Source organism: Rhodococcus sp. 320_ES, assembly GCF_059691855.1.
Window position 1 is genome coordinate 168,679 of the sequence record NZ_JCAWAG010000005.1, and the last position, 19,389, is coordinate 188,067.

General features: G+C 66.7%; 21 protein-coding genes. 12 read left to right on the top strand and 9 right to left on the bottom strand.

Features of this window, described 5'->3' with window-relative positions; translation table 11 throughout:
* Window positions 1-28 precede the first annotated feature (28 nt).
* Complete coding sequence (locus tag AC59JP_RS18470; RefSeq protein WP_008714277.1) at window positions 29-196, top strand: DUF3117 domain-containing protein; 168 nt, start codon at window positions 29-31, stop codon at window positions 194-196.
* Window positions 197-272: 76 nt separating this feature from the next.
* Entirely contained in the window at window positions 273-1,121 is an 849-nt protein-coding gene (locus AC59JP_RS18475) for a methyltransferase domain-containing protein (RefSeq protein WP_497327274.1), read from the top strand.
* Between the two features lie 41 nt (window positions 1,122-1,162).
* Here AC59JP_RS18475 and glgA read toward each other — a convergent pair whose 3' ends face one another.
* The gene (gene glgA / locus AC59JP_RS18480) at window positions 1,163-2,329 is read right to left on the bottom strand and encodes a glycogen synthase (RefSeq protein WP_497327275.1); all 1,167 of its coding nucleotides are present in this window, start codon (window positions 2,327-2,329) and stop codon (window positions 1,163-1,165) included.
* Window positions 2,330-2,407: 78 nt separating this feature from the next.
* On the opposite strand from glgA, the gene glgC reads away from it, so the two are divergent.
* On the top strand, window positions 2,408-3,622 hold the full coding sequence (gene glgC / locus AC59JP_RS18485; RefSeq protein ID WP_497327276.1) for a glucose-1-phosphate adenylyltransferase: 1,215 nt from the start codon (window positions 2,408-2,410) through the stop codon (window positions 3,620-3,622).
* 15 nt (window positions 3,623-3,637) lie between these two features.
* Here glgC and AC59JP_RS18490 read toward each other — a convergent pair whose 3' ends face one another.
* On the bottom strand, window positions 3,638-4,258 hold the full coding sequence (locus AC59JP_RS18490; protein WP_497327649.1) for an O-methyltransferase: 621 nt from the start codon (window positions 4,256-4,258) through the stop codon (window positions 3,638-3,640).
* A gap of 262 nt (window positions 4,259-4,520) precedes the next feature.
* Between AC59JP_RS18490 and sigE the strand changes: the two genes are divergently transcribed.
* The 4 genes from sigE (at window position 4,521) to tatB (ending at window position 7,587) form a co-directional block, all read left to right on the top strand.
* Window positions 4,521-5,180 (top strand): RNA polymerase sigma factor SigE, encoded by a 660-nt coding sequence (gene sigE, locus AC59JP_RS18495; protein ID WP_497327277.1) that lies wholly within the window; start codon window positions 4,521-4,523, stop codon window positions 5,178-5,180.
* 76 nt (window positions 5,181-5,256) lie between these two features.
* Window positions 5,257-5,601 (top strand): hypothetical protein, encoded by a 345-nt coding sequence (locus AC59JP_RS18500; RefSeq protein WP_497327278.1) that lies wholly within the window; start codon window positions 5,257-5,259, stop codon window positions 5,599-5,601.
* 50 nt (window positions 5,602-5,651) lie between these two features.
* Window positions 5,652-7,130 (top strand): S1C family serine protease, encoded by a 1,479-nt coding sequence (locus AC59JP_RS18505; RefSeq protein WP_497327279.1) that lies wholly within the window; start codon window positions 5,652-5,654, stop codon window positions 7,128-7,130.
* Window positions 7,131-7,164: 34 nt separating this feature from the next.
* Window positions 7,165-7,587: a Sec-independent protein translocase protein TatB gene (gene tatB / locus AC59JP_RS18510; protein ID WP_497327280.1), complete on the top strand. Its 423-nt coding sequence runs from the start codon at window positions 7,165-7,167 to the stop codon at window positions 7,585-7,587.
* Between the two features lie 9 nt (window positions 7,588-7,596).
* On the opposite strand, the gene AC59JP_RS18515 is transcribed toward tatB, so the two are convergent.
* The 5 genes from AC59JP_RS18515 to AC59JP_RS18535 form a co-directional block, all read right to left on the bottom strand.
* Window positions 7,597-8,733, bottom strand: coding sequence for an Mrp/NBP35 family ATP-binding protein (locus AC59JP_RS18515; RefSeq protein WP_497327281.1), 1,137 nt, complete (start codon window positions 8,731-8,733; stop codon window positions 7,597-7,599).
* A 25-nt stretch (window positions 8,734-8,758) separates the two neighbouring features.
* Window positions 8,759-9,604, bottom strand: a complete 846-nt coding sequence (locus AC59JP_RS18520) for a lytic transglycosylase domain-containing protein (protein ID WP_497327282.1) — start codon at window positions 9,602-9,604, stop codon at window positions 8,759-8,761.
* 115 nt (window positions 9,605-9,719) lie between these two features.
* Window positions 9,720-10,712, bottom strand: a complete 993-nt coding sequence (locus tag AC59JP_RS18525) for a lytic transglycosylase domain-containing protein (RefSeq protein WP_497327283.1) — start codon at window positions 10,710-10,712, stop codon at window positions 9,720-9,722.
* Window positions 10,713-10,794: 82 nt separating this feature from the next.
* Entirely contained in the window at window positions 10,795-11,391 is a 597-nt protein-coding gene (locus tag AC59JP_RS18530) for a DUF1003 domain-containing protein (RefSeq protein ID WP_497327284.1), read from the bottom strand.
* Window positions 11,388-12,662, bottom strand: a complete 1,275-nt coding sequence (locus tag AC59JP_RS18535) for a magnesium transporter MgtE N-terminal domain-containing protein (protein WP_497327285.1) — start codon at window positions 12,660-12,662, stop codon at window positions 11,388-11,390. The genes AC59JP_RS18530 and AC59JP_RS18535 overlap by 4 nt, the downstream gene beginning before the upstream one ends.
* 82 nt (window positions 12,663-12,744) lie before the next feature.
* On the opposite strand from AC59JP_RS18535, the gene AC59JP_RS18540 reads away from it, so the two are divergent.
* The 5 genes from AC59JP_RS18540 to AC59JP_RS18560 all read left to right on the top strand — a co-directional run bounded on the left by AC59JP_RS18540 (window position 12,745) and on the right by AC59JP_RS18560 (window position 17,769).
* Window positions 12,745-13,236: a YflT domain-containing protein gene (locus AC59JP_RS18540; RefSeq protein ID WP_497327650.1), complete on the top strand. Its 492-nt coding sequence runs from the start codon at window positions 12,745-12,747 to the stop codon at window positions 13,234-13,236.
* Window positions 13,237-13,488: 252 nt separating this feature from the next.
* On the top strand, window positions 13,489-14,829 hold the full coding sequence (locus AC59JP_RS18545; RefSeq protein ID WP_497327651.1) for an extracellular solute-binding protein: 1,341 nt from the start codon (window positions 13,489-13,491) through the stop codon (window positions 14,827-14,829).
* A complete protein-coding gene (locus tag AC59JP_RS18550) occupies window positions 14,826-15,770 on the top strand; it encodes a carbohydrate ABC transporter permease (protein WP_497327287.1) in 945 nt (314 codons plus the stop codon). The genes AC59JP_RS18545 and AC59JP_RS18550 overlap by 4 nt, the downstream gene beginning before the upstream one ends.
* 3 nt (window positions 15,771-15,773) lie before the next feature.
* Window positions 15,774-16,604: a carbohydrate ABC transporter permease gene (locus AC59JP_RS18555; RefSeq protein WP_497327288.1), complete on the top strand. Its 831-nt coding sequence runs from the start codon at window positions 15,774-15,776 to the stop codon at window positions 16,602-16,604.
* A gap of 4 nt (window positions 16,605-16,608) precedes the next feature.
* A complete protein-coding gene (locus tag AC59JP_RS18560; protein ID WP_497327289.1) occupies window positions 16,609-17,769 on the top strand; it encodes an ABC transporter ATP-binding protein in 1,161 nt (386 codons plus the stop codon).
* A 46-nt stretch (window positions 17,770-17,815) separates the two neighbouring features.
* Here AC59JP_RS18560 and AC59JP_RS18565 read toward each other — a convergent pair whose 3' ends face one another.
* Window positions 17,816-18,664 carry a chromosome partitioning protein ParB gene (locus AC59JP_RS18565; protein WP_497327290.1) on the bottom strand — a complete coding sequence of 283 codons (849 nt, stop codon included), beginning with the start codon at window positions 18,662-18,664 and terminating at the stop codon, window positions 17,816-17,818.
* A complete protein-coding gene (locus tag AC59JP_RS18570; RefSeq protein ID WP_497327291.1) occupies window positions 18,654-19,349 on the bottom strand; it encodes a metallophosphoesterase family protein in 696 nt (231 codons plus the stop codon). The genes AC59JP_RS18565 and AC59JP_RS18570 overlap by 11 nt, the downstream gene beginning before the upstream one ends.
* Window positions 19,350-19,389: the final 40 nt, after the last annotated feature.

Sequence of the window (19,389 nt, forward strand, 5' to 3'; positions counted from 1 at the left end):
GTTCGCGCAGATTTGGAGGGAGCAGCGAATGGCGGCCATGAAGCCCCGGACCGGGGACGGTCCCCTCGAGGCAACCAAAGAAGGACGAGGAATCGTCATGAGGGTTCCACTCGAGGGTGGAGGACGTCTGGTCGTCGAACTGACACCCGATGAGGCAGCAGCGCTGGGAGACGAGTTGAAGGGTGTGACCGGCTGACGGCACACCGGATCGACGAAACCCCACCGACCGTTCGCGGTCGGTGGGGTTTGTTCTTGGCCGAACTCGGTGACCAGTGTTAGCCGACGCGGTGGACCTGCTCGCGTGTCCGCACTGCGGCGGCGATCTCGAACTCGATTCCGACGACGCGCGCGCCAGGGAACTGGTCTGCGAGCGCGGGCACACGTTCGACGTGGCCCGGCAGGGGTACGTCAGTCTGCTCCCGGGGTCCGCGGGGAAGATCGTGGGCGATTCGCCCGACATGATCGCGGCCCGCGACGACTTCCTGAACGCCGGTCACTACGACCCGCTGATGGACGCGGTCGCCGACGCCGTCGCGGACGCGCCCGCCGTGCGCAGCGTGCTCGACGTGGGCGCCGGAACCGGTCATTATCTGGCGCGCATTCTGGACACCTCGGCGGACACGATCGGGCTCGGTATCGACGTGTCCAAGCCTGCCGCCCGGCGGGCCGCGCGAGCGCATCCGCGCATCGCGTCGGTGGTGGCCGACGTGTGGCAACAACTTCCGGTCCGCTCCGGAGCGGTCGACGTGGTCACGTCGGTGTTCTCCCCGCGCAACACGTCCGAGCTGCGCCGCGTCCTGACCGACGACGGACGTCTGGTGGTGCTCACTCCGACCGATCATCACCTCGAAGAACTGGTGTCCGCACTCGGGCTCATTCGCGTCGACGCCGACAAGAGCCGGCGCTTGGGCGATTCCATGTCCGGGGTCTTCGAACGGATCTCTCGCCGACCCGTGAGCTTCACGGTGCCGATGGATCACCGGTCGATCGAAGGCGCGGTGGCGATGGGGCCGTCCGCGCGGCACGCCTCACCCGCCCAGTGGTCCGAACGGATTGCGGCCCTGCCCGATCCGTTCTCGGTTACGGTCTCGGTGGTGGTCGGGGTGTACGCCGTTCTGTAAAGCCCTACGCCGTTCTGTAAAGCCCTGCGCTGAGAAGTCGTCTACGAGCGAGCCTGCTCGTAGACCTCGACGGTCTGCTGCGCGATGGATTCCCAGGAGAATTCCGCCACGGCACGCTCGCGTCCGGCGACGCCCATCTTCTCGGCGGTCGTGGTGTCCGCTGCGAGAGAGTTGACGGCGTCGGCGAGGTCGCGTTCGAAGGTGGCGGTGTCGGACGCGTCGTAGTGAACCAGGGTGCCCGTGGAACCGTCCGCGACCACCTCGGGAATGCCTCCCACGTCGGACGCCACGACGGCCGTTTCGCAGGCCATCGCTTCGAGATTGACGATGCCGAGCGGCTCGTAGACCGAAGGGCAGACGAATACGGTTGCCGCCGAGAGTATTTCGCGAACCTGCTCCGTGGGGAGCATCTCCCTGACCCAGAAGACGTTGCCGCGCTTGTCCGAGAGCTCCGCGACGGCGCGTTCGGTCTCCGCCGCGATCTCGGGGGTGTCGGGCGCGCCCGCGCAGAGAACAAGCTGAATCGACGGGTCGAAGTGGTGCGCCGCGGCCACGAGGTGGCCGACGCCCTTCTGCCGCGTGATCCGTCCGACGAACGCGACGATCGGAGCCGACGGGTCGACGCCGATGGTGCGCAGCGAGGACGCGGACGGGTCGGCCGGTCCGCCGGCGTGCCAGACGTCGGTGTCGATTCCGTTGCGCACCACGTGCACTCGGGCGGGGTCGATGCCGGGATAGCAGTCCAGCACATCGAGTTTCATGCCGTCGCTCACCGCGATGACGGCGTCGGCGAACTCCATGGCGTTGCGTTCGGACCACGACGAGATGCGGTAACCGCCGCCGAGTTGTTCGGCTTTCCACGGCCGGCGCGGCTCGAGCGAGTGCGCGGTGAGCACGTGCGGAACGCCGAACAGCTCGCCCGCAAGATGGCCGGCGAGTCCGGTGTACCAGGTGTGCGAATGCACCACGTCGGCTCCGTCGGCTGCCGCCGCCATCCGAAGTTCCGTACTGAGCGTGACGAGTGCCGAGTTCGCGCCGTCGAGCGCCGGGTCCGGCTGATGCACGGTTGCGGTGTCGCGGGGGGCGCCCATGCAGTGCACGTCGACGTCGCAGAGATGCCGAAGACGATCGACGAGCTGGGTAACGTGAACTCCTGCACCGCCATAGATCTCGGGCGGGTATTCCTTGGTCATCATGGCGACTCGCATGCGTAGAAACGTAACGCTTCTCGGTCCGTGTCGGGCTATATCCGACGCGGGCCGCTCGAAACGGATAGGTTGTCAGATGTGAGGACCCAGCCGCATGTGCTCGGAATCGTGCTCGCCGGTGGCGAGGGCAAACGCCTGTATCCGATGACGGCGGACCGGGCAAAACCCGCAGTCCCGTTCGGTGGCGCTTACCGGTTGATCGATTTCGTGCTGAGCAATCTCGTCAACGCCGGCTACCTACGTTTGTGCGTACTGACTCAGTACAAGTCGCATTCGTTGGACCGCCACATCTCTCAGACGTGGAGACTGTCGGGCTTCGGTGGTGAATACATCACGCCGGTTCCGGCGCAGCAGCGTCTCGGCCCCCGGTGGTACACCGGCAGTGCGGACGCGATCTTCCAGTCGATGAACCTGGTCTACGACGAAGATCCCGAGTACATCGTCGTTTTCGGTGCTGATCACGTGTACCGAATGGACCCGGAGCAGATGGTGCAGCAGCACATCGACTCGGGCGCAGGAGTCACCGTCGCCGGTATTCGCGTGCCGCGTGAAGAGGCTTCGGCGTTCGGCTGCATCGACTCCGACGCGTCGGGAAACATCACGCAGTTCCTCGAGAAGCCGGCCGATCCGCCGGGCACTCCGGACGATCCCACGATGACCTTTGCGTCCATGGGCAACTACGTCTTCACCACCAAGGTTCTCGTCGACACGATTCGTGCCGACTCGGAGAACACCGACTCCGATCACGACATGGGCGGCAACATCATTCCCGCTCTCGTCGAGGCTGGCATGGCGTCGGTGTACGACTTCAAGGACAACGTGGTTCCGGGCGCCACCGAGCGGGACAAGGGCTACTGGCGCGACGTCGGAACCCTCGACGCGTTCTACGACGCGCACATGGACCTGGTGTCGGTGCACCCGATCTTCAACCTCTACAACAAGCGCTGGCCCATCCGCGGTGCCGCGGAGAACCTCGCCCCGGCCAAGTTCGTGCAGGGCGGCCTCGCGCAGGAATCCATCGTCGGTGCGGGCTCCATCCTGTCCGCGGCCACGGTCCGTAATTCGGTCCTGAGTTCGTCGGTCATGATCGACGCCGGTGCCACGGTCGAGGGCAGCGTCATCATGCCAGGGGTACGGATCGGCAAGAACGCCGTCGTGCGCAACGCCATCCTGGACAAGAACGTGGTGGTCGGCGACGGCGAGATCATCGGTGTCGACCTCGAACGCGACAAGGAACGGTTCGCCGTGTCGGCCGGTGGCGTGGTCGCCGTCGGCAAGGGCGTCTGGATCTGAGAGCCTGACGGGCCGCTAGCCCTCGTTCACCCGCGACGCGCACAGCAGACCGTCGCCCAGCGGGAGCAGCACCGGGGTCAGCCGCTCGTCCTCGGCCACCTGCCGCGCCGCGGCACGGACGGCAATCGTGGCGGCGTCCCGCTGCGACGCGTCGGCGACTCGTCCGCCGAGGAGCGCATTGTGCAGGATCAGCGCGCCTCCGGGGCGCAGCAACCGCACGCCCTCGGTCACGAACGCGACATGATCGCGGGGCGAGGTGTCGACGAACACCAGGTCGTATCCCTCGTCCGCGAGCCGGGGCAGCACGTCCGACGCGCGGCCGTTGATCAGCCGGGTGCGCGAGGCGCTGATTCCGCCGGCCCTGAACGCGTCCTTCGCCGCCCGCTGGTGTTCGGGTTCGGAGTCGATCGTGGTGAGCACGCCGTCGCTGCGCATGCCGTCGAGCAGCCACAACCCGCTCACTCCGGCGCCCGTTCCCACCTCGACGACGGTGCGCGCCCCGAGCATCTGCGCGAAGATCGACAGCACCGCTCCGACCGCCGGGGGGACGGGCGCAGCGCCCAGGTCGACGGCCCTCTCGCGTGCGGCGACGAGAACGTCGTCCTCGACGACGGAGTTCTCGGCGTAGGACAGCATCTTCTCGGCGTCGGCAGGCACGTCACGAGGCTATCGCGACGACCGGCAAACATTCTCAGGGCACGCTCAGCTTGCTCACACTCGGGCCACATCATGGTCGGACATGATCAGTGCATCGCGATAAGGCGAGACGTGGTCCGTTCCCGAGAACGAGCGCAGGTCGAGGAACAAACCGGTTTTCCGAGCAGTTGCACCGGGTATTGCTAGACCCTCGGGCCACGGACCATCAGCGGCCTTCGAGTAGGAGGATTCACCGATCCACATGATCAATGCCCCGCGCGAACACGCACACCTGCCCGTCCTCGTTCCTTCCACTTCCGCTTCTGCTTCCGATGTCGACTTCGAGGATCTCTCCGGCACGGCCGTGTTCGACGCCACCGGCGACCAGTCCGCCATGCCGACGTGGGACGACCTCGTCCGCGAGCACGGCGATCGCGTCTACCGTCTCGCGTACCGCCTGTCCGGAAACGCGCAGGACGCCGAAGATCTGACGCAGGACACTTTCATCCGCGTGTTCCGCTCGTTGCAGAACTACCAGCCGGGAACGTTCGAGGGCTGGCTGCACCGCATCACGACGAACCTGTTCCTGGACATGGTCCGCCGCCGCAACCGCATCCGTATGGAAGCGCTGCCCGAGGACTACGACCGGGTGCCGTCCGACCGTCCCGACCCCGAGCAGATCTACCACGACGCGCGCCTCGACCCCGAGCTGCAGGCTGCACTCGATTCGTTGGCTCCCGAGTTCCGCGCCGCCATCGTGCTCTGTGACATCGAAGGTCTGTCGTACGAGGAGATCGGCGCCACCCTGGGCGTGAAGCTCGGAACCGTGCGCAGCCGCATCCACCGCGGACGCCAGGCTTTGCGCGACCACCTCGCCGCCCACCAGGGCGTCCAGGACCGCGCGTCGTACGTCGCACGCTGACCGCGACGCGGCGGTACATTCGTAGGTGGGAAATTAGTAGGTGTCGAGCGCTGGATTCGATCGGAGGAGGAGTGAGATGACACAGGCACGCAAACCTCGTCAGTTCAGCCCTACCGAACATCTGGCCAGTGAGGCCGTTGCGGCGTACGTCGACGGCGAATTGCGCATGAACGCTTACCTTCGCGCTGCACACCACGTTGCCCAGTGCCCGTCGTGCGCGGCCGAGGTGGATGCGCAACAGCAGGCCCGCGGCCTTCTGCGGTCGTCGTCGGAAGTCTCCATGCCGCACTCGTTGCTCGGCGTCCTCAACCAGATTCCGCACTGCACCCCGCAGGGTTCCAACGACCGGGCCCTCGGTGATCCGACGTCGAGGTTGCACGGACTCGGCTCCGTCGTGAGCGCTCGATTCCGCCGCAAGTAGAGTCGACTGCGGTTCAGGAAGTACCCGCAGATGAGGGAGTACGTGCGCGCGTGAGTTCCGACGATCAGGGTGGCTCTTCCGACTCGACCTCGGTGCGCGCGGACCCACCCAGACTCCCGCCGCGGCCGGTCTACCGCCCGACCATCGACGATCGGTCCGCTCGCGCGTTTTCGCGCCCCGGCGGTGTCGACGGTTCCTTCGCCGCTCCCGCTGCGCGCCGCGCTCCGTCCGGCTCCATTGCGATCGCACCACCCGATCCGGTGCTCGAGCAGGCGTTCGGGCGGCCCGAGGGTGTGCGCGAATCGCTTGTGCGCGAACCGGATTCCGCCGGAACCACCGTCGCGGAGCCCGCGCCGGAGGATCCGTGGCGCGACCCGAATTCCGCCGTCACGCTGGGGCGGCCCGGTGCACCCGAGGATCCGGAACCGGAGCGCACACCCGGTCGCAAACTGGGAGTGCGGGAAGTTCTGTACGGCGGTCGCGTCTCGCCGCGTGCCTTGGCCGCACTCGGCGCGGCGGCACTTATCATCGCGCTGGTCGGCGGACTCGTCGGCAGTTTCACCGCCGGTCTCGGTGGGTCGCTCACCAGCTCACGCGTATCGCTGACCCAGGACACCGGAGATGTGCCGGAGGGGCAGGTTGCCCGCGTCGCGCAGGCGGTGCTGCCGTCGGTCGTCTCCATTCAGGTGACGTTCGGCGACGGCGCCGGAACCGGTTCCGGCGTGGTGATCGACCCGGCGGGATACATCGTCACCAACAATCACGTGATCTCCATGGCGGCGACCAACCCGTCGGCCACGCTGTCGGTCACCTTCTCCGACGCGACCAAGGTGCCGGCGCGCATCGTCGGCCGCGACACGAAGACCGACCTCGCCGTGATCAAGACCGACGTGGCCGGCCTGACCGTCGCCCAGCTCGGTGCGTCGTCGGATGTCGAGGTGGGCGACGAGGTCGTGGCGATCGGCTCCCCGTTGGGTTTGAGCAAAACGGTCACCAGCGGCATCGTCAGCGCGCAGAACCGCCCCGTCAGCCTGTCGGGTGAGGGCACCGACACCGACGCCGTCATCGACGCGGTCCAGACCGACGCGGCCATCAACCCGGGTAACTCCGGCGGACCCCTCGTCGACTTCGAGGGTCGGGTCATCGGGATCAACTCCGCCATCCGAAGCGAGAGCGGCGGGTCCGTGGGCCTCGGCTTCGCGATTCCGATCGACACCGTGACGCAAGTGGCGCAGACCTTGATCAGGGACGGCGTGATGCGCCACGCCACCATCGGCGTCAACGCTCGAAGTGTGGTCAACGACGCCATCAGCGGTGCTCAGGTCGCCAACGTCGTGGCGGGAAGCCCCGCTGCGCAGGCCGGGATCGTCGAGGGTGACGTGATCACCAAGGTGGGGGATCGCACCGTGGCGAGCTCGGACGAGCTGATCGTCGCCGTTCAGGAACGCGCGATCGGCGAGACCGTTCCGGTGCAACTCGTGCGGTCCGGGCGCGTAGTGGACGTATCGGTCACCACCGTCTCCGACTGAGGCGCGGTCGGTGGCGACCACGTAGTCTTGCGGTGTGTTCGCCAACATTGGCTGGGGCGAGTTGATGGTTCTTCTCGTCGCAGCACTCGTCATTCTCGGTCCGGAGCGGCTGCCCGGCGCGGTCACCTGGGTGACCCAGACGATGCGCCAGGTGCGTGAGTACGCCAGCGGTGCCAGCCAGCAACTCAAGGACGAGCTGGGCACCGATTTCGACGACTTTCGCAAACCGCTCGCGGATCTCAATCAGCTTCGCGGGATGACGCCGCGTGCCGTGATCACCAAACACCTGCTCGACGGCGACGATTCGATCTTCACCGGAAACTTCGAGAAGGGCCAGACGCCGCCCACGTCGACCCCACCGCCGCCCAACGGCACCGGCGCAGCGAATCTGACGAAGAAGACGGACGGGTCACTCTCGTCCGGTGAACGCCCGCCGATCGACTCCGACGCAACCTGAGCGCAGGGCTCAGAGGTGGCGGGTGGTGTCGATGCCCAGCGACATTCCCACGAGTCCGCGGCTGCGCACCGACAGCTTGTCCGCCACACCCCGAAGAGCAACGGACGCAGGCGAATCCGGCGCGCTGAGCACGATCGGTACGCCGTTGTCGCCCGCTTCGCGGACCTTGGTGTCCAGGGGAATCTGACCGAGCAGCGGGACCTCTGCGCCGACGGCGACGGTGAGCCGCTCCGACACCGCCTGTCCACCGCCGGACCCGAAGATGTCCATCCGTGACCCATCGGGAAGTTCGAGCCAGGACATGTTCTCCACGACGCCGACCACCCGCTGCCGCGTCTGCAGCGCGATGGCGCCGGCTCGTTCGGCAACCTCGGCGGCGGCCTGCTGCGGGGTGGTGACGACGAGGATCTCGGCGCCGGGGATGAGCTGAGCGACGGAGATGGCCACGTCGCCTGTGCCCGGGGGAAGGTCGAGGAGCAGAACGTCCAGGTCGCCCCAGAACACGTCGGCCAGGAACTGCTGCAGGGCCCGGTGCAGCATGGGTCCACGCCAGACAACAGGAGTGTTGCCGGTGGTGAACTGCGCGATGGAGATCATCTTCACGTCGTGGGCCACCGGCGGCATGATCATGCGCTCGACCTGCGTCGGCTTGGCGTCGGTGCCGAGCATTCTCGGCACCGAATGCCCGTAGATGTCGGCGTCGAGGACGCCCACCGACAGTCCGCGAGCCGCCATGGCGGCAGCGAGGTTGACCGTGACACTGGACTTGCCGACGCCGCCCTTGCCGGACGCGACCGCGTACACGCGGGTGAGCGAACCGGGCTGCGCGAACGGGATGACCGGTTCCGCGGAATCTCCGCGGAGGGACTTGCGGAGTTCGGTGCGCTGCTCGTCGTTCATGACGTCGAGTTCGACTCGAATCTCGCCGACACCGGCCACGTCGGCCACTGCCTTGCGCACACGCTCGCTGATTTCCGTCCGCATCGGGCACGCTGCGGTGGTGAGGTAGATGCCGACGTCGACCGAGGAGTCCTCGCTCAGCCGAATGCTCTTGACCATCCCGAGGTCGGTGATGGGCTTGCGAATCTCGGGATCGTTCACGCGCGCGAGTGCGCTGCGGACGTCGGTTTCCGTGGGTACAGCCATACCGTCGATGGTAGGCGGGTGGGGATCAGTGAATGCGCGGCAGGTCCGCTGCCACCGGCGCGATTCCGGTGGAGTAGCCCACGGACCAGGCGAGCACGTTGGCCACGTAGGCCATCGAGTTGTTGTAGCGCAGGATCGCCTTGGTCGCCTGAATCGGGTCGCGCATGTTCAGGCCACCGTCGCACAGGTACTTTCCGGTGGTGACGGCGCTGTCGAACAGATTCTGCGGATCGGCCTTGCCGTCTCCGTTGCCGTCCGTGGCGTAGCGCTTCCAGGTCTGGGGGAGGAACTGCATGGGTCCGACGGCGCGGTCGTAGGTGGCGTTGCCGTCGAGCTCACCGCCGTCCGTGTCCATGATCACGTTGTTTCCGGACAGGCTGCCGTCCAGAACTGGCCCCAGGATGGGCTGGAGCAGCGTGCCGTCCGGTGCCACCTGCCCGTCGTTGGCGTGGGTGGATTCGACGCGGCCGATGCCGGCGAGCAGCGCCCAGTACATTCCGCAGCCGGGGTCGGAGACGGCGAGCATGCTCTCGGCGTTCTTGTAGGCGGCGACGTTGATTCCGGGGACACCGAGAACGCCGGCCTTCAAGCTGTCGGGCAGGACGGGTTCCGCAGGTGCCGGGGGAGCGGCGACCGGTTCGGGAGCCGGGGCCGGGGCGATCGGGGCCGGGGCGGGCGTGGGCTGGGGCGCTGCGACCGCGGGCGTCGCGTTCGTCTCCTTGGCGGTGTTGACCGACTGGAGGAACGGGATGTCGGCGCTGGCGCCGTAGGCAGTCGCGCCCGCGATGACACCGGCGGGGACGAGGCCGGTCAGCACTATCACCGAATTCCGTCGAATCCTGGAATGCGATGGTTTTCTGTGCCGACCCACTGATGTGCCTCCTGATACTCCGTAAAACTTCCGGAGACGAGGCTACCCGATTCGTTGCACTTCCGTTACCGCGCCGTGATCTGTTGTGCAGGTCACAACGAGGACGTCACAACCGCTACGGAGTCGGGGCGGGGCAGAACACGAGGCACGGCAATACGGGCAGGGGTGGCAGACCGGGGATCCCGAACGCTGGAGGCGCAACCGGTTGCTCGGGCGCGGTGCTCGCAGCGGTGGCCACCGCCGCTGCTTCGACGGCGAGCGGGTCCGTCGGCGTCGGGGTGGGCACCGGAGCGGGCGAACCGATCTCACCCGGCACCGAACTCGCGCCCGACGCGTACGCCGACGCCCACCCGAGCACGTTCGCCGCGTACGCGGCGGAGTTGTTGTAGCGCAGCACCGCCGCGGTGGCCTGCGCCGGATCGGCGAGATCGAGGCCGCCCGAACACAGGTACTTTCCTGCCGCGAGCGACGCGTCGAAGACGTTGTTCGGGTCGGCGACTCCGTCACCGTTTCCGTCGGCCCCGTACTTGGCCCACGTACCCGGAATGAACTGCATCGGACCGACCGCGCGATCGTGTGAGGCGTCGCCGTCGTACTTGCCCCCGTCGGTGTCGGTGATCACCGCATCTCCCGCGCCGCGACCGTCCAGCACGGGACCGAGCACGGCGCTGATCGTGGTGCCGTGGACATCGGTGCGCCCGCCGCCGGCGTGGCCGGACTCGATGCGTCCGATTCCGGCGAGCAGGCTCCAGGAAAGGTGGCAGCCGGGGGTGGTGCCGGCGAGCGTGGTCTCGGCCGCCTTGTACGCGGTAAGGACGAGCTCCGGAATGCCGAGCGCGCCGATCGTGACACCGACCGCCGCGAGCGCGGTGGTGACGGGAGGTGCGGGAAGGGGAGTGGGCGTGGGCGTGGCCGGAGCCTTCGGTGACTTCAGCGCCAGAGGCGCGCGGGGCGCGACGTCGACGAGTTCGAAGGAGGTGACCGTCGGGGAAGTTGTTGCGGCAGTGGCGAGTTCCAGATCCGGGGGTGCCTGCGCGCCCGACGCGGCGGATCCGGTGGCCATGGCCGCAGCGGTGATCACCACGGCTGTTGCTGCGACAATTCCCACGACACGCACTGCGGTGTTCCCCTTCGCGCCATCCGGTGGTGCGCACACGTTCCTGTGCCCGACGCGCTCCCCGATGCCGACGTTACATAACCGTGTCGCCGCTGTTGTCGGAACGAGTCGATTCGTCGACGACCTTCTTGCGCGGCTTCTTTCGCGGTCGAGACGCCTCGTCCTCGGTGATCGAGGAGGGGTCGGCCAGCAGCGATCGGAGGTCGTCGCGGAAGTCGTCCAATTCGCGTCGCAAATAGTCGCGCGTGGCCACTTCACCGACCGCAATGCGGAGCGCGGCAAGTTCTCTGGCCAGAAACTCGGTGTCCGCCTTGGTTTGTGCCGCTCGGGAACGGTCCTCTTCGAGCGAGACTCGGTCCCGGTCGTCCTGCCGGTTCTGGGCGAGCAGGATCAGCGGCGCCGCGTAGGCGGCCTGCGTGGAGAACGCGAGGTTCAGAAGGATGAACGGGTACGGGTCCCACTGCAGGTTCAGCGCGAAGACGTTCAGCAGAATCCAGATGATCACGATGACGGTCTGAATGGTCAGATACCGGCCCGTGCCGAGGAACCGCGCGACCGTCTCGCCGGTACGCCCGATGGCTTCGGGATCGAAGGTGACGGCGAATCGCCGGGTGCCGCGCGGGGTGTCGAGACGCTGACGGGCTGCCTGGGTGGAGGTCTTGTCGCTCATTGGCCGAGGTGCTCCTGTTCGCGCCAGTCGTCGGGGAGCAGATGGTCGAGAACGTCGTCGACGGTCACGGCGCCGAGGAGGTGATCCTCTTCGTCCACCACCGGACCGCACACCAAGTTGTACGCGGCGAAGTATCGGGTGACGGCAGCGAGGCTGTCGTCGGGGGAAAGCTGCGTGAGCGTGGTGTCGATGACGCCGCCCACCAGGCTGGCCGGCGGCTCGCGGAGCAACTGCTGAAGGTGGACACACCCGAGGTAGCGGCCCGTCGGGGTGGCGGTGGGCGGCCGCACCACGAACACGAGGGACGACAGCGCCGGGGTGAGGTCGGGGTTACGGGCACGCGCGAGCGCCTCGGCGACGGTGGCCGACGCGTTGAGCACCACCGGTTCCGGCGTCATCAGACCACCCGCCGTGTCGGGGGAGTGCTCGAGCAGTCGGCGCACGGGCTCGGAATCCTGCGGATCCATCAGGCGCAGCAGCGATTCCGCCTCCGAGTCGGGCAGTTCACCCAGCAGGTCGGCCGCGTCGTCGGGGTCCATGGCCTCGAGAACGTCGGCGGCGCGCTCTAGTTCGAGGTGTTTGAGCAGATCGATCTGGTCGTCGTCGGGCATCTCCTGCACGACGTCCGCGAGGCGCTGATCGTCCAGCGCCAGAGCCACTTCCAGTCGACGCTTCTCCGGGAGGTCGCGGATGGCGTCGGCCACGTCGGCGGGCCGCAATCCCTCGAACTGCTGCAGCAACTGGGAGACGCCCTGGCCCGGCATCGCCAGGTCGGTCTGCGTCAGGCCCACCACGTGCTGCCAGTCGATCACGTGCAGCGCCCCGCGGCGGCCGAGTCGAGCGCGATGCGCCCGGACCGCGACGCGTGAGACGACCCAGTCGCGGGTGCGCGTCTGTTCGATGCCGAGGTCCACGACGATCGCGTCGGTCTCCAGCAGTTCCGGCAGTTCGGGATCGTCGCTGCGGACCCGAGAATCGAGGACCTGCGCCAGCGCCAGCACCTCACCGGGGCGCTGCCCGAACCGCCGCATACTGATGTTTCCCGTGGTCAGCGTGACCGAGGTCGGCTCGATCGCGGTCACGCGCAGCATGGGCACGAAAATCTTCCGGCGCGTTGCCAATTCGACGACCAGACCCAGAACCCGAGGCTGCAGACGGCCGACGCGCACGGTGATCACGATGTCGCGGACACGTCCGATGGACTCACCGTCCGGACCGAGCACGACCAGGCCCGCGAGCCTGGCGGCGAACACTTTGCTGACAGCTGCCATGCCCGACAGACTAGACGCCGGCCCGGGTGCGCTCGGACACCAGTGGTGGAGCGCCGAGCAGGTCAACGGGCACAATGGACATATGACGAACCCCCTGTCTCAGCCCAACCGCGCCGGCCAAGGTCTACCCACCCCGCCGTCCGGTTGGCCCATCGGCTCCTACCCCACCTACGCCGAGGCGCAGCGCGCCGTCGACTACCTGTCCGACGAAGAGTTCTCCGTGCAGGACGTCACCATCGTCGGCGTCGACCTGATGCAGGTCGAGCGAGTCATCGGTCGCCTCACCTGGGCCAAAGTGATTGGCGGCGGCATCATTTCGGGTGCGTGGCTGGGCGTCTTCCTCGGCCTGGTGCTCGGCATCATCACCAACACCAACTACATCAGCGCGTTGATCGTCGGTGTGCTCGGCGGCATCGTGTTCGGCCTCATCTCGGCGTCCATCCCGTACGCCGCCACCAAGGGTCAGCGCGACTTCGCCTCGACGATGCAACTCGTGGCCGGACGCTACGACGTACTGTGCGAGCCGAAGTCGGCCGAGAAGGCGCGGGATCTGCTGGCCAAACTGGCTCTCTGACGCCGAGAAGCAGCCCGAAATTCCAGCAGAAACCCCAAGGTCTCATTGCGGATACGGAATTCGATCAAGCTGCCCATTCGGAACCGCGTTTCCGCTAGGTTCTCCTGCGCAGGGTAAAGCGTGTCCAACGGAGTGCACGCTGCGGAGTCGGGGCCACGTAAAGCCTCCTTCGCAGCGGAGGAGGCGGAAGTGCCATCGAAGTCCAACTGCGCTGCGAAAAAGCGCTCGAGGTTCGACGTGAAGAAGTTCGGGCTGATCACGGCCGCAGCGATAGTGGCGAGTCCACTGCTTGCCGCGTGCGGATCTTCGAACAACGGAATCGTCCTCAGTTTCTACACCGCGGCCGACGGTGCCGAGCAGTACGCGGCGGCCGCCGCAGCGTGCACCGCCCAGTCGGGTGGTGAGTACACGGTCGAGCAGCGGACGCTGCCGAAGAGTGCAAACGATCAGCGGTTGCAGCTCGCGCGGCGTCTCGCCGGCAACGACAAGACCCTCGACCTCATGACGCTCGATGTCGTGTGGACAGCCGAATTCGCAGAGGCCGGGTGGGCTCTTCCGGTTCCCGACGACCTCGCGGCATCGCTGCGTGACGGCTCCACGCTCGCGGGCCCGTTGGCCACCGCGGAATGGCTGGATCCGCAGACGGAGAAGAAGGACAAGCTCTTCGCCGTTCCGCTGAACTCGAACACCCAGTTGCTCTGGTACCGGCCCGAATTGGTACCGAACGGCACGCCGCCCGCCACGTGGGACGACATGATCGCGACCGCGGCGGCGAACCAGGCGGCCGGCAAGCCCGCAGCCATCGGCGTGCAGGCGAAGCAGTACGAGGGCTTCATGGTCTGGTTCAATACCCTGCTCGAGAGCGCCGGCGGTTCGGTGGTCGGTGAGGACGGCACCACGGTGACCCTCAACGACACCCCCGAGCACCGCGCGGCTACCGAGAAGGCGCTGTCCATCATCAAGGGTGTCGCCACCGCGCCCGGCGCGGACCCGTCGGTCTCGCAGAGCGACGAGGGAACGGCGCGACTCGGAGTCGAGGCGGGCACCATGTTCGCCGAGGTGAACTACCCGTTCGTGCTGCCGGGTCTGAAGGAGAACGCGGCCGCCGGTGGTGTGTCGTTCCTCGATCTGTCCAACGTTCCCGCCGACCAGCAGGACGCGAAGGTGAACGAGGTGTTCAAGAGCGCTCCGTACCCGTCGGTGATTCCCGGCCAGCCCGCCAAGGTCACCATCGGCGGCTTCAACATCGGAGTCGCGAAGACGACGCAGCATCCGGATCTGGCCTGGAAAGCGGTGGCGTGCTTGACCGACCGCGAGAACCAGCGCAACAACGCGGTCAACGGCGGTGTGCCCCCGGTGCGCGCCGATCTCTACCAGGACAAGGATTTCCAGGCGGCCTACCCCGCGTGGGAAGGCGTGCTGGGGTCCATCGAATCCGCCACGGTGCGCCCGGTGTCGCCGGCGTACCAGTCGATCTCGATTCTGCTGACCGACGCGCTCAACCCCCCTCAGAACATCGACCCCGTCGGTGACGTCGACAAGTTGGCAGACCTGGTCAAGCAGGCCGTCGAATCGAAAGGGCTGATCCCATGACCGCCACAGCGTCTGCGTCTCCGGCGCACGCGAAGCCGGACGAGCCGGTCTCGCACGGACTTTCTGACGGCAAGAAGGCGGAGCGTCGCCTCGGCCTGCTGTTGGTGGCGCCCGCCGCCATCCTGATGCTGGCCGTCACCGCGTACCCGATCATCTACGCGTTGTGGCTCAGCCTGCAGCGGTACAACCTGGCGTTCCCCGACGACAAGGCATTCGTGGGACTGTCCAACTACGGTGCCGTGCTGTCCGATTCGTACTGGTGGACGGCGTTCGGCGTCACGGTGGGCATCACGGTCATCTCGGTCGCCATCGAGTTCGTTCTCGGTCTGGCCGTCGCACTCGTGATGCACCGCACCATCTTCGGGCGCGGCGTGGTCCGCACCGTGGTCCTCATCCCGTACGGCATCGTCACCGTGGCGGCGGCCTACAGCTGGTACTACGCGTGGACGCCGGGCACCGGTTACCTCGCGAACCTGCTGCCGACGGGAAGCGCCCCACTGACCGAGCAGATCCCCTCGCTCGCGATCGTGGTGCTAGCCGAGGTGTGGAAGACGACGCCGTTCATGGCGCTGCTGCTCCTCGCCGGACTGGCTCTGGTCCCCGACGACCTGCTCAAGGCGGCGCAGGTGGACGGCGCAGGTGCGTGGACCCGGTTGTTCCGCATCATCCTTCCGCTGATGAAGCCCGCGATCCTGGTTGCACTGCTCTTCCGCACCCTCGACGCGTTCCGCATCTTCGACAACATCTACGTGCTCACCAAGGGCAGCAACGGAACCGGTTCCGTCTCGATCCTCGGATACGACAACCTGTTCGGGGCGTTCAACCTCGGTATCGGCTCCGCGATCAGCGTCCTGATCTTCGTGTGCGTGGCGATCATCGCCGTCATCTTCATCAAACTGTTCGGTGCCTCGGCGCCCGGATCCGACGCGGAAGGACGATAGGCCGTGGCGAACACCACCAAGCAGAAAGCCGGTTGGTCCATCGTCAACCTGCTCGTGCTGCTGTACGCACTGATCCCGCTTGTCTGGATCATCAGCTTGTCCTTCAAGCCGGTCGCCACCATCGCGGACGGAAGTTTCATCCCGAAGCAGTGGACGTTCGACAACTACAAGGGCATCTTCCAGACGTCGCAGTTCACCTCGGCGCTCGTCAACTCCATCGGCATCGGACTGATCACCACGCTCATCGCCGTGGTCATTGGCACCATGGCGGCGTATGCCGTTGCCCGGCTGGACTTTCCGGGCAAGAAGGTGCTCGTGGGCGCGGCCCTGCTGATCGCGATGTTCCCGCAGATCTCGCTCGTGACCCCGCTGTTCGACATCGAGCGTGCGCTCGGACTGTTCGACACGTGGCCCGGCCTGATCATCCCGTACATCACGTTCGCTCTGCCGCTGTCGATCTACACGCTATCGGCGTTCTTCCGCGAGATTCCGTGGGAGCTGGAGAAGGCCGCCAAGATGGACGGTGCCACTCCCGCTCAGGCGTTCCGCAAGGTGATCGCTCCGCTCGCGGCGCCCGGCATCGTGACCGCCGCGATCCTCGTGTTCATCTTCGCGTGGAACGACCTGCTGCTGGCCATCTCGCTCACCGCGACCGAACGCTCGATCACGGTGCCGGCAGCCATTTCTCAGTTCACCGGTAGTTCCCAGTTCGAGGAGCCGACGGGATCGATCGCCGCAGCCGCGGTGGTCATCACCATCCCGATCATCATCTTCGTGCTGTTCTTCCAACGTCGTATCGTGGCGGGCCTGACGTCCGGCGCAGTGAAGGGATAAGTCAATGGCCGAAATCGTTCTCGACAAAGTGACCAAGCTGTACCCGGACGGCGCCAAGGCGGTGAGCGACGTCGACATCACCATCGCCGACGGCGAATTCATCATCCTCGTCGGACCGTCCGGCTGCGGTAAGTCCACGACCCTCAACATGGTCGCCGGACTCGAAGACATCTCCACCGGTGAGCTCCGTATCGGCGGTGAGCGCGTCAACGAGAAGGCGCCCAAGGACCGCGACATCGCCATGGTGTTCCAGTCCTACGCGCTGTACCCGCACATGACGGTCCGCGACAACATCGCGTTCCCGCTCACGCTGCAGAAGCTCTCGAAGGACGAGATCAACAAGAAGGTCACCGACGCGGCCAACATCTTGGATCTCTCACAGCATCTCGATCGCAAGCCCGGCAACCTCTCCGGTGGTCAGCGTCAGCGTGTCGCGATGGGACGTGCGATCGTGCGCAGCCCCAAGGCGTTCCTCATGGACGAGCCGCTGTCCAACCTCGACGCGAAGCTGCGCGTGCAGATGCGCACCGAGATCGCGCAGCTGCAGCGCCGCTTGGGCACCACGATGCTCTACGTCACGCACGACCAGACCGAGGCCATGACGCTCGGCGATCGCGTCGTCGTGCTTCGCGGTGGCCTGGTTCAGCAGATCGGGTCCCCGCAGGAGCTCTACGACAACCCGCGGAACCTGTTCGTGGCCGGGTTCATCGGCTCGCCGTCGATGAACTTCGTTCCGGGACAGCTGACGCAGTCGGGCGTCGACACCCCGTTCGGCTCGATCGAGCTGCCGGACGATCGTCGTCAGCTCATCTCGCAGAAGAACTCCGGGCGTGACGTGGTGGTCGGAATTCGTCCCGAGCACCTCGAGGACGCCGGCCTCATCGACTCGTACCAGAAGATGTCGGGATCGACGTTCACCGCGAACGTGGACGTACTCGAATCCATGGGGTCGGACAAGTACGTGTATTTCGGTGTCGACGGCGGCAAGGTCGACTCCAACGAACTTCGCGAGCTCGCGGCCGACTCCGGCGGGGAGCGCACGCAGATGGTGGCCCGTGTGGCAGCTGAATCGGCTGCGAAGCAAGGACAGTCGATCGAGCTGTGGTTCGACCCCAAGCGCGTGTCGGTGTTCGACGCGTCCAGTGGAGACAACCTGACTCTCTGACCCGAGTTCGCAACGGAAGCCGGCGCACACTGCGCGCCGGCTTCCGTCAGTTCGGGGCAGTCTCCTTGAGCTGCGCGATGATCTCGTCGTTCCAGGTGTGGCTGCGCACCAACCGATACCGCTCGCGCTCGATCCACATGTACGCCTCGGCGTCCGTGTGGCGAGTCATCATGCCGCCCACCGACCGCACCATGCGCACGACGGGAAGAAACTCCTCACCGAACCATCGGCGCGCCACCGTTCGGCGGTCGACGAACTCGCCGAGCTCCTGCATCAGCCGAAATCCCCACGCCTCCACCGCTTCCGACAGTTCGGCGTAGTGCCACGGGTCGTTGAATTCGATGGCGTCGCGCGCCTTGCCCGTCAGGGGAACACGGCTGAGGAAGATGCGCCGGTGATCCTTGACCAACAGGTCTGCGCGGGAGCTGATTCCGTCGGGGGAGATGCGGGTGGTGATCTCGGTGACGTAGGCCTCTATCAACGTGTTGTGTTGGGAGCAGGCGATCGACACCCGGTGGTGGCCGTCGATCACGAAATGCATCTGCCCGATGCGGTAGACCTCGATCGGCGGCATCGCCTCACCGCGCCTCGTGGCCGTCGCGAGCCGCTGCCACCGCTCGCGGGTCCGCGCCGACGTCGGCCGGAAGTAACGGTCGAAGTCGCGGGTGCGGTCGACGCTGCCGACGATCGAATCCACGCGGATCACTTCGAGTCCGATGCGCCGCTCACCCGTCTTGCCCAGTGCCGCAACGACTTCGTCGAACGGCAGGATGGTGTTGACGTCGTCGGGCTGGCGGCGCAACCAGCCGACCAGCCTCGCCATCTCGGCTCGTCGCCGCTGGCGGGAGAAATCGTTCTCGGCATCTGCGGCCGGGAATCCGGTGTCACGCGCCATAGCGTCGCCTTCCGATCGTGGGGGCGGTCCCTCCGGGGGTGATCTCGATGAGCGCGTAGCCGACCGTGTTCACCACGGCCGCCCCATGCAGTTCGAGATCCGGTGGGCGCTGTCCGTGCGGATGAATGTGCCCGTGTACGAACAGTTGTGGGGTGAGCTTCTCGACGAGAGTGTCGAAACACTGGAATCCGCGGTGCGGCCCGTCGTCACCGTCGCCGACGCCGCGGGCGGGGCTGTGGGTCAGCAGAATGTCGACGCCCTTGCCGCGCAGCGTCGGATGCCAGGAGTTGGTGCGCAGAAGCGACGCAGCCCGCCGCCGTTGCTGGCGCTCGGTCCACTGGTTGGGTCCGTCGTTGTAGCGAATGCAGCCACCGAGTCCGGCGATCCGCAGCCCGGCCGCGCTGACGATCCTGCGGTCGGCGTTGATCGCACCCACCGGCCCGGGCCACGTTGCGGGCAGGCCTGCGCGCATCCAGCCCGTCCGGCCGGCGGAGTAGCCGCTCAGGTCGGCGTCGTGGTTACCGGGGACGAACACGCAGGGAGCATTCACCATGTCGGTGACGTACTCGATGTAGTCGAACGGAAGATCGCCCGCCGCCAGGACCAGGTCGACGTCGAGCGTGCGGACCTGCGCACTCCACAGAGTTTCGATCACCTCGTCGGAGATCGTCAGGACGGAAACCACGCCGTGAACGGTACCTTCCGCGCGGGTGGTTGTATGGGGA

Excerpts from the sequence above, each read along its gene's own strand:
- AC59JP_RS18470 (WP_008714277.1), top strand. The coding sequence starts at position 29 with ATGGCGGCCATGAAGCCCCGGACCGGGGACGGTCCCCTCGAGGCAACC.
- glgA (WP_497327275.1), bottom strand. The coding sequence starts at position 2,329 with ATGCGAGTCGCCATGATGACCAAGGAATACCCGCCCGAGATCTATGGC.
- AC59JP_RS18540 (WP_497327650.1), top strand. The coding sequence starts at position 12,745 with ATGACGAACCCCCTGTCTCAGCCCAACCGCGCCGGCCAAGGTCTACCC.
- AC59JP_RS18515 (WP_497327281.1), bottom strand. The coding sequence starts at position 8,733 with ATGGCTGTACCCACGGAAACCGACGTCCGCAGCGCACTCGCGCGCGTG.
- AC59JP_RS18565 (WP_497327290.1), bottom strand. The coding sequence starts at position 18,664 with ATGGCGCGTGACACCGGATTCCCGGCCGCAGATGCCGAGAACGATTTC.
- AC59JP_RS18490 (WP_497327649.1), bottom strand. The coding sequence starts at position 4,258 with ATGCTGTCCTACGCCGAGAACTCCGTCGTCGAGGACGACGTTCTCGTC.
- AC59JP_RS18500 (WP_497327278.1), top strand. The coding sequence starts at position 5,257 with ATGACACAGGCACGCAAACCTCGTCAGTTCAGCCCTACCGAACATCTG.
- AC59JP_RS18560 (WP_497327289.1), top strand. The coding sequence starts at position 16,609 with ATGGCCGAAATCGTTCTCGACAAAGTGACCAAGCTGTACCCGGACGGC.
- AC59JP_RS18530 (WP_497327284.1), bottom strand. The coding sequence starts at position 11,391 with ATGAGCGACAAGACCTCCACCCAGGCAGCCCGTCAGCGTCTCGACACC.
- AC59JP_RS18550 (WP_497327287.1), top strand. The coding sequence starts at position 14,826 with ATGACCGCCACAGCGTCTGCGTCTCCGGCGCACGCGAAGCCGGACGAG.
- AC59JP_RS18535 (WP_497327285.1), bottom strand. The coding sequence starts at position 12,662 with ATGGCAGCTGTCAGCAAAGTGTTCGCCGCCAGGCTCGCGGGCCTGGTC.
- sigE (WP_497327277.1), top strand. The coding sequence starts at position 4,521 with ATGATCAATGCCCCGCGCGAACACGCACACCTGCCCGTCCTCGTTCCT.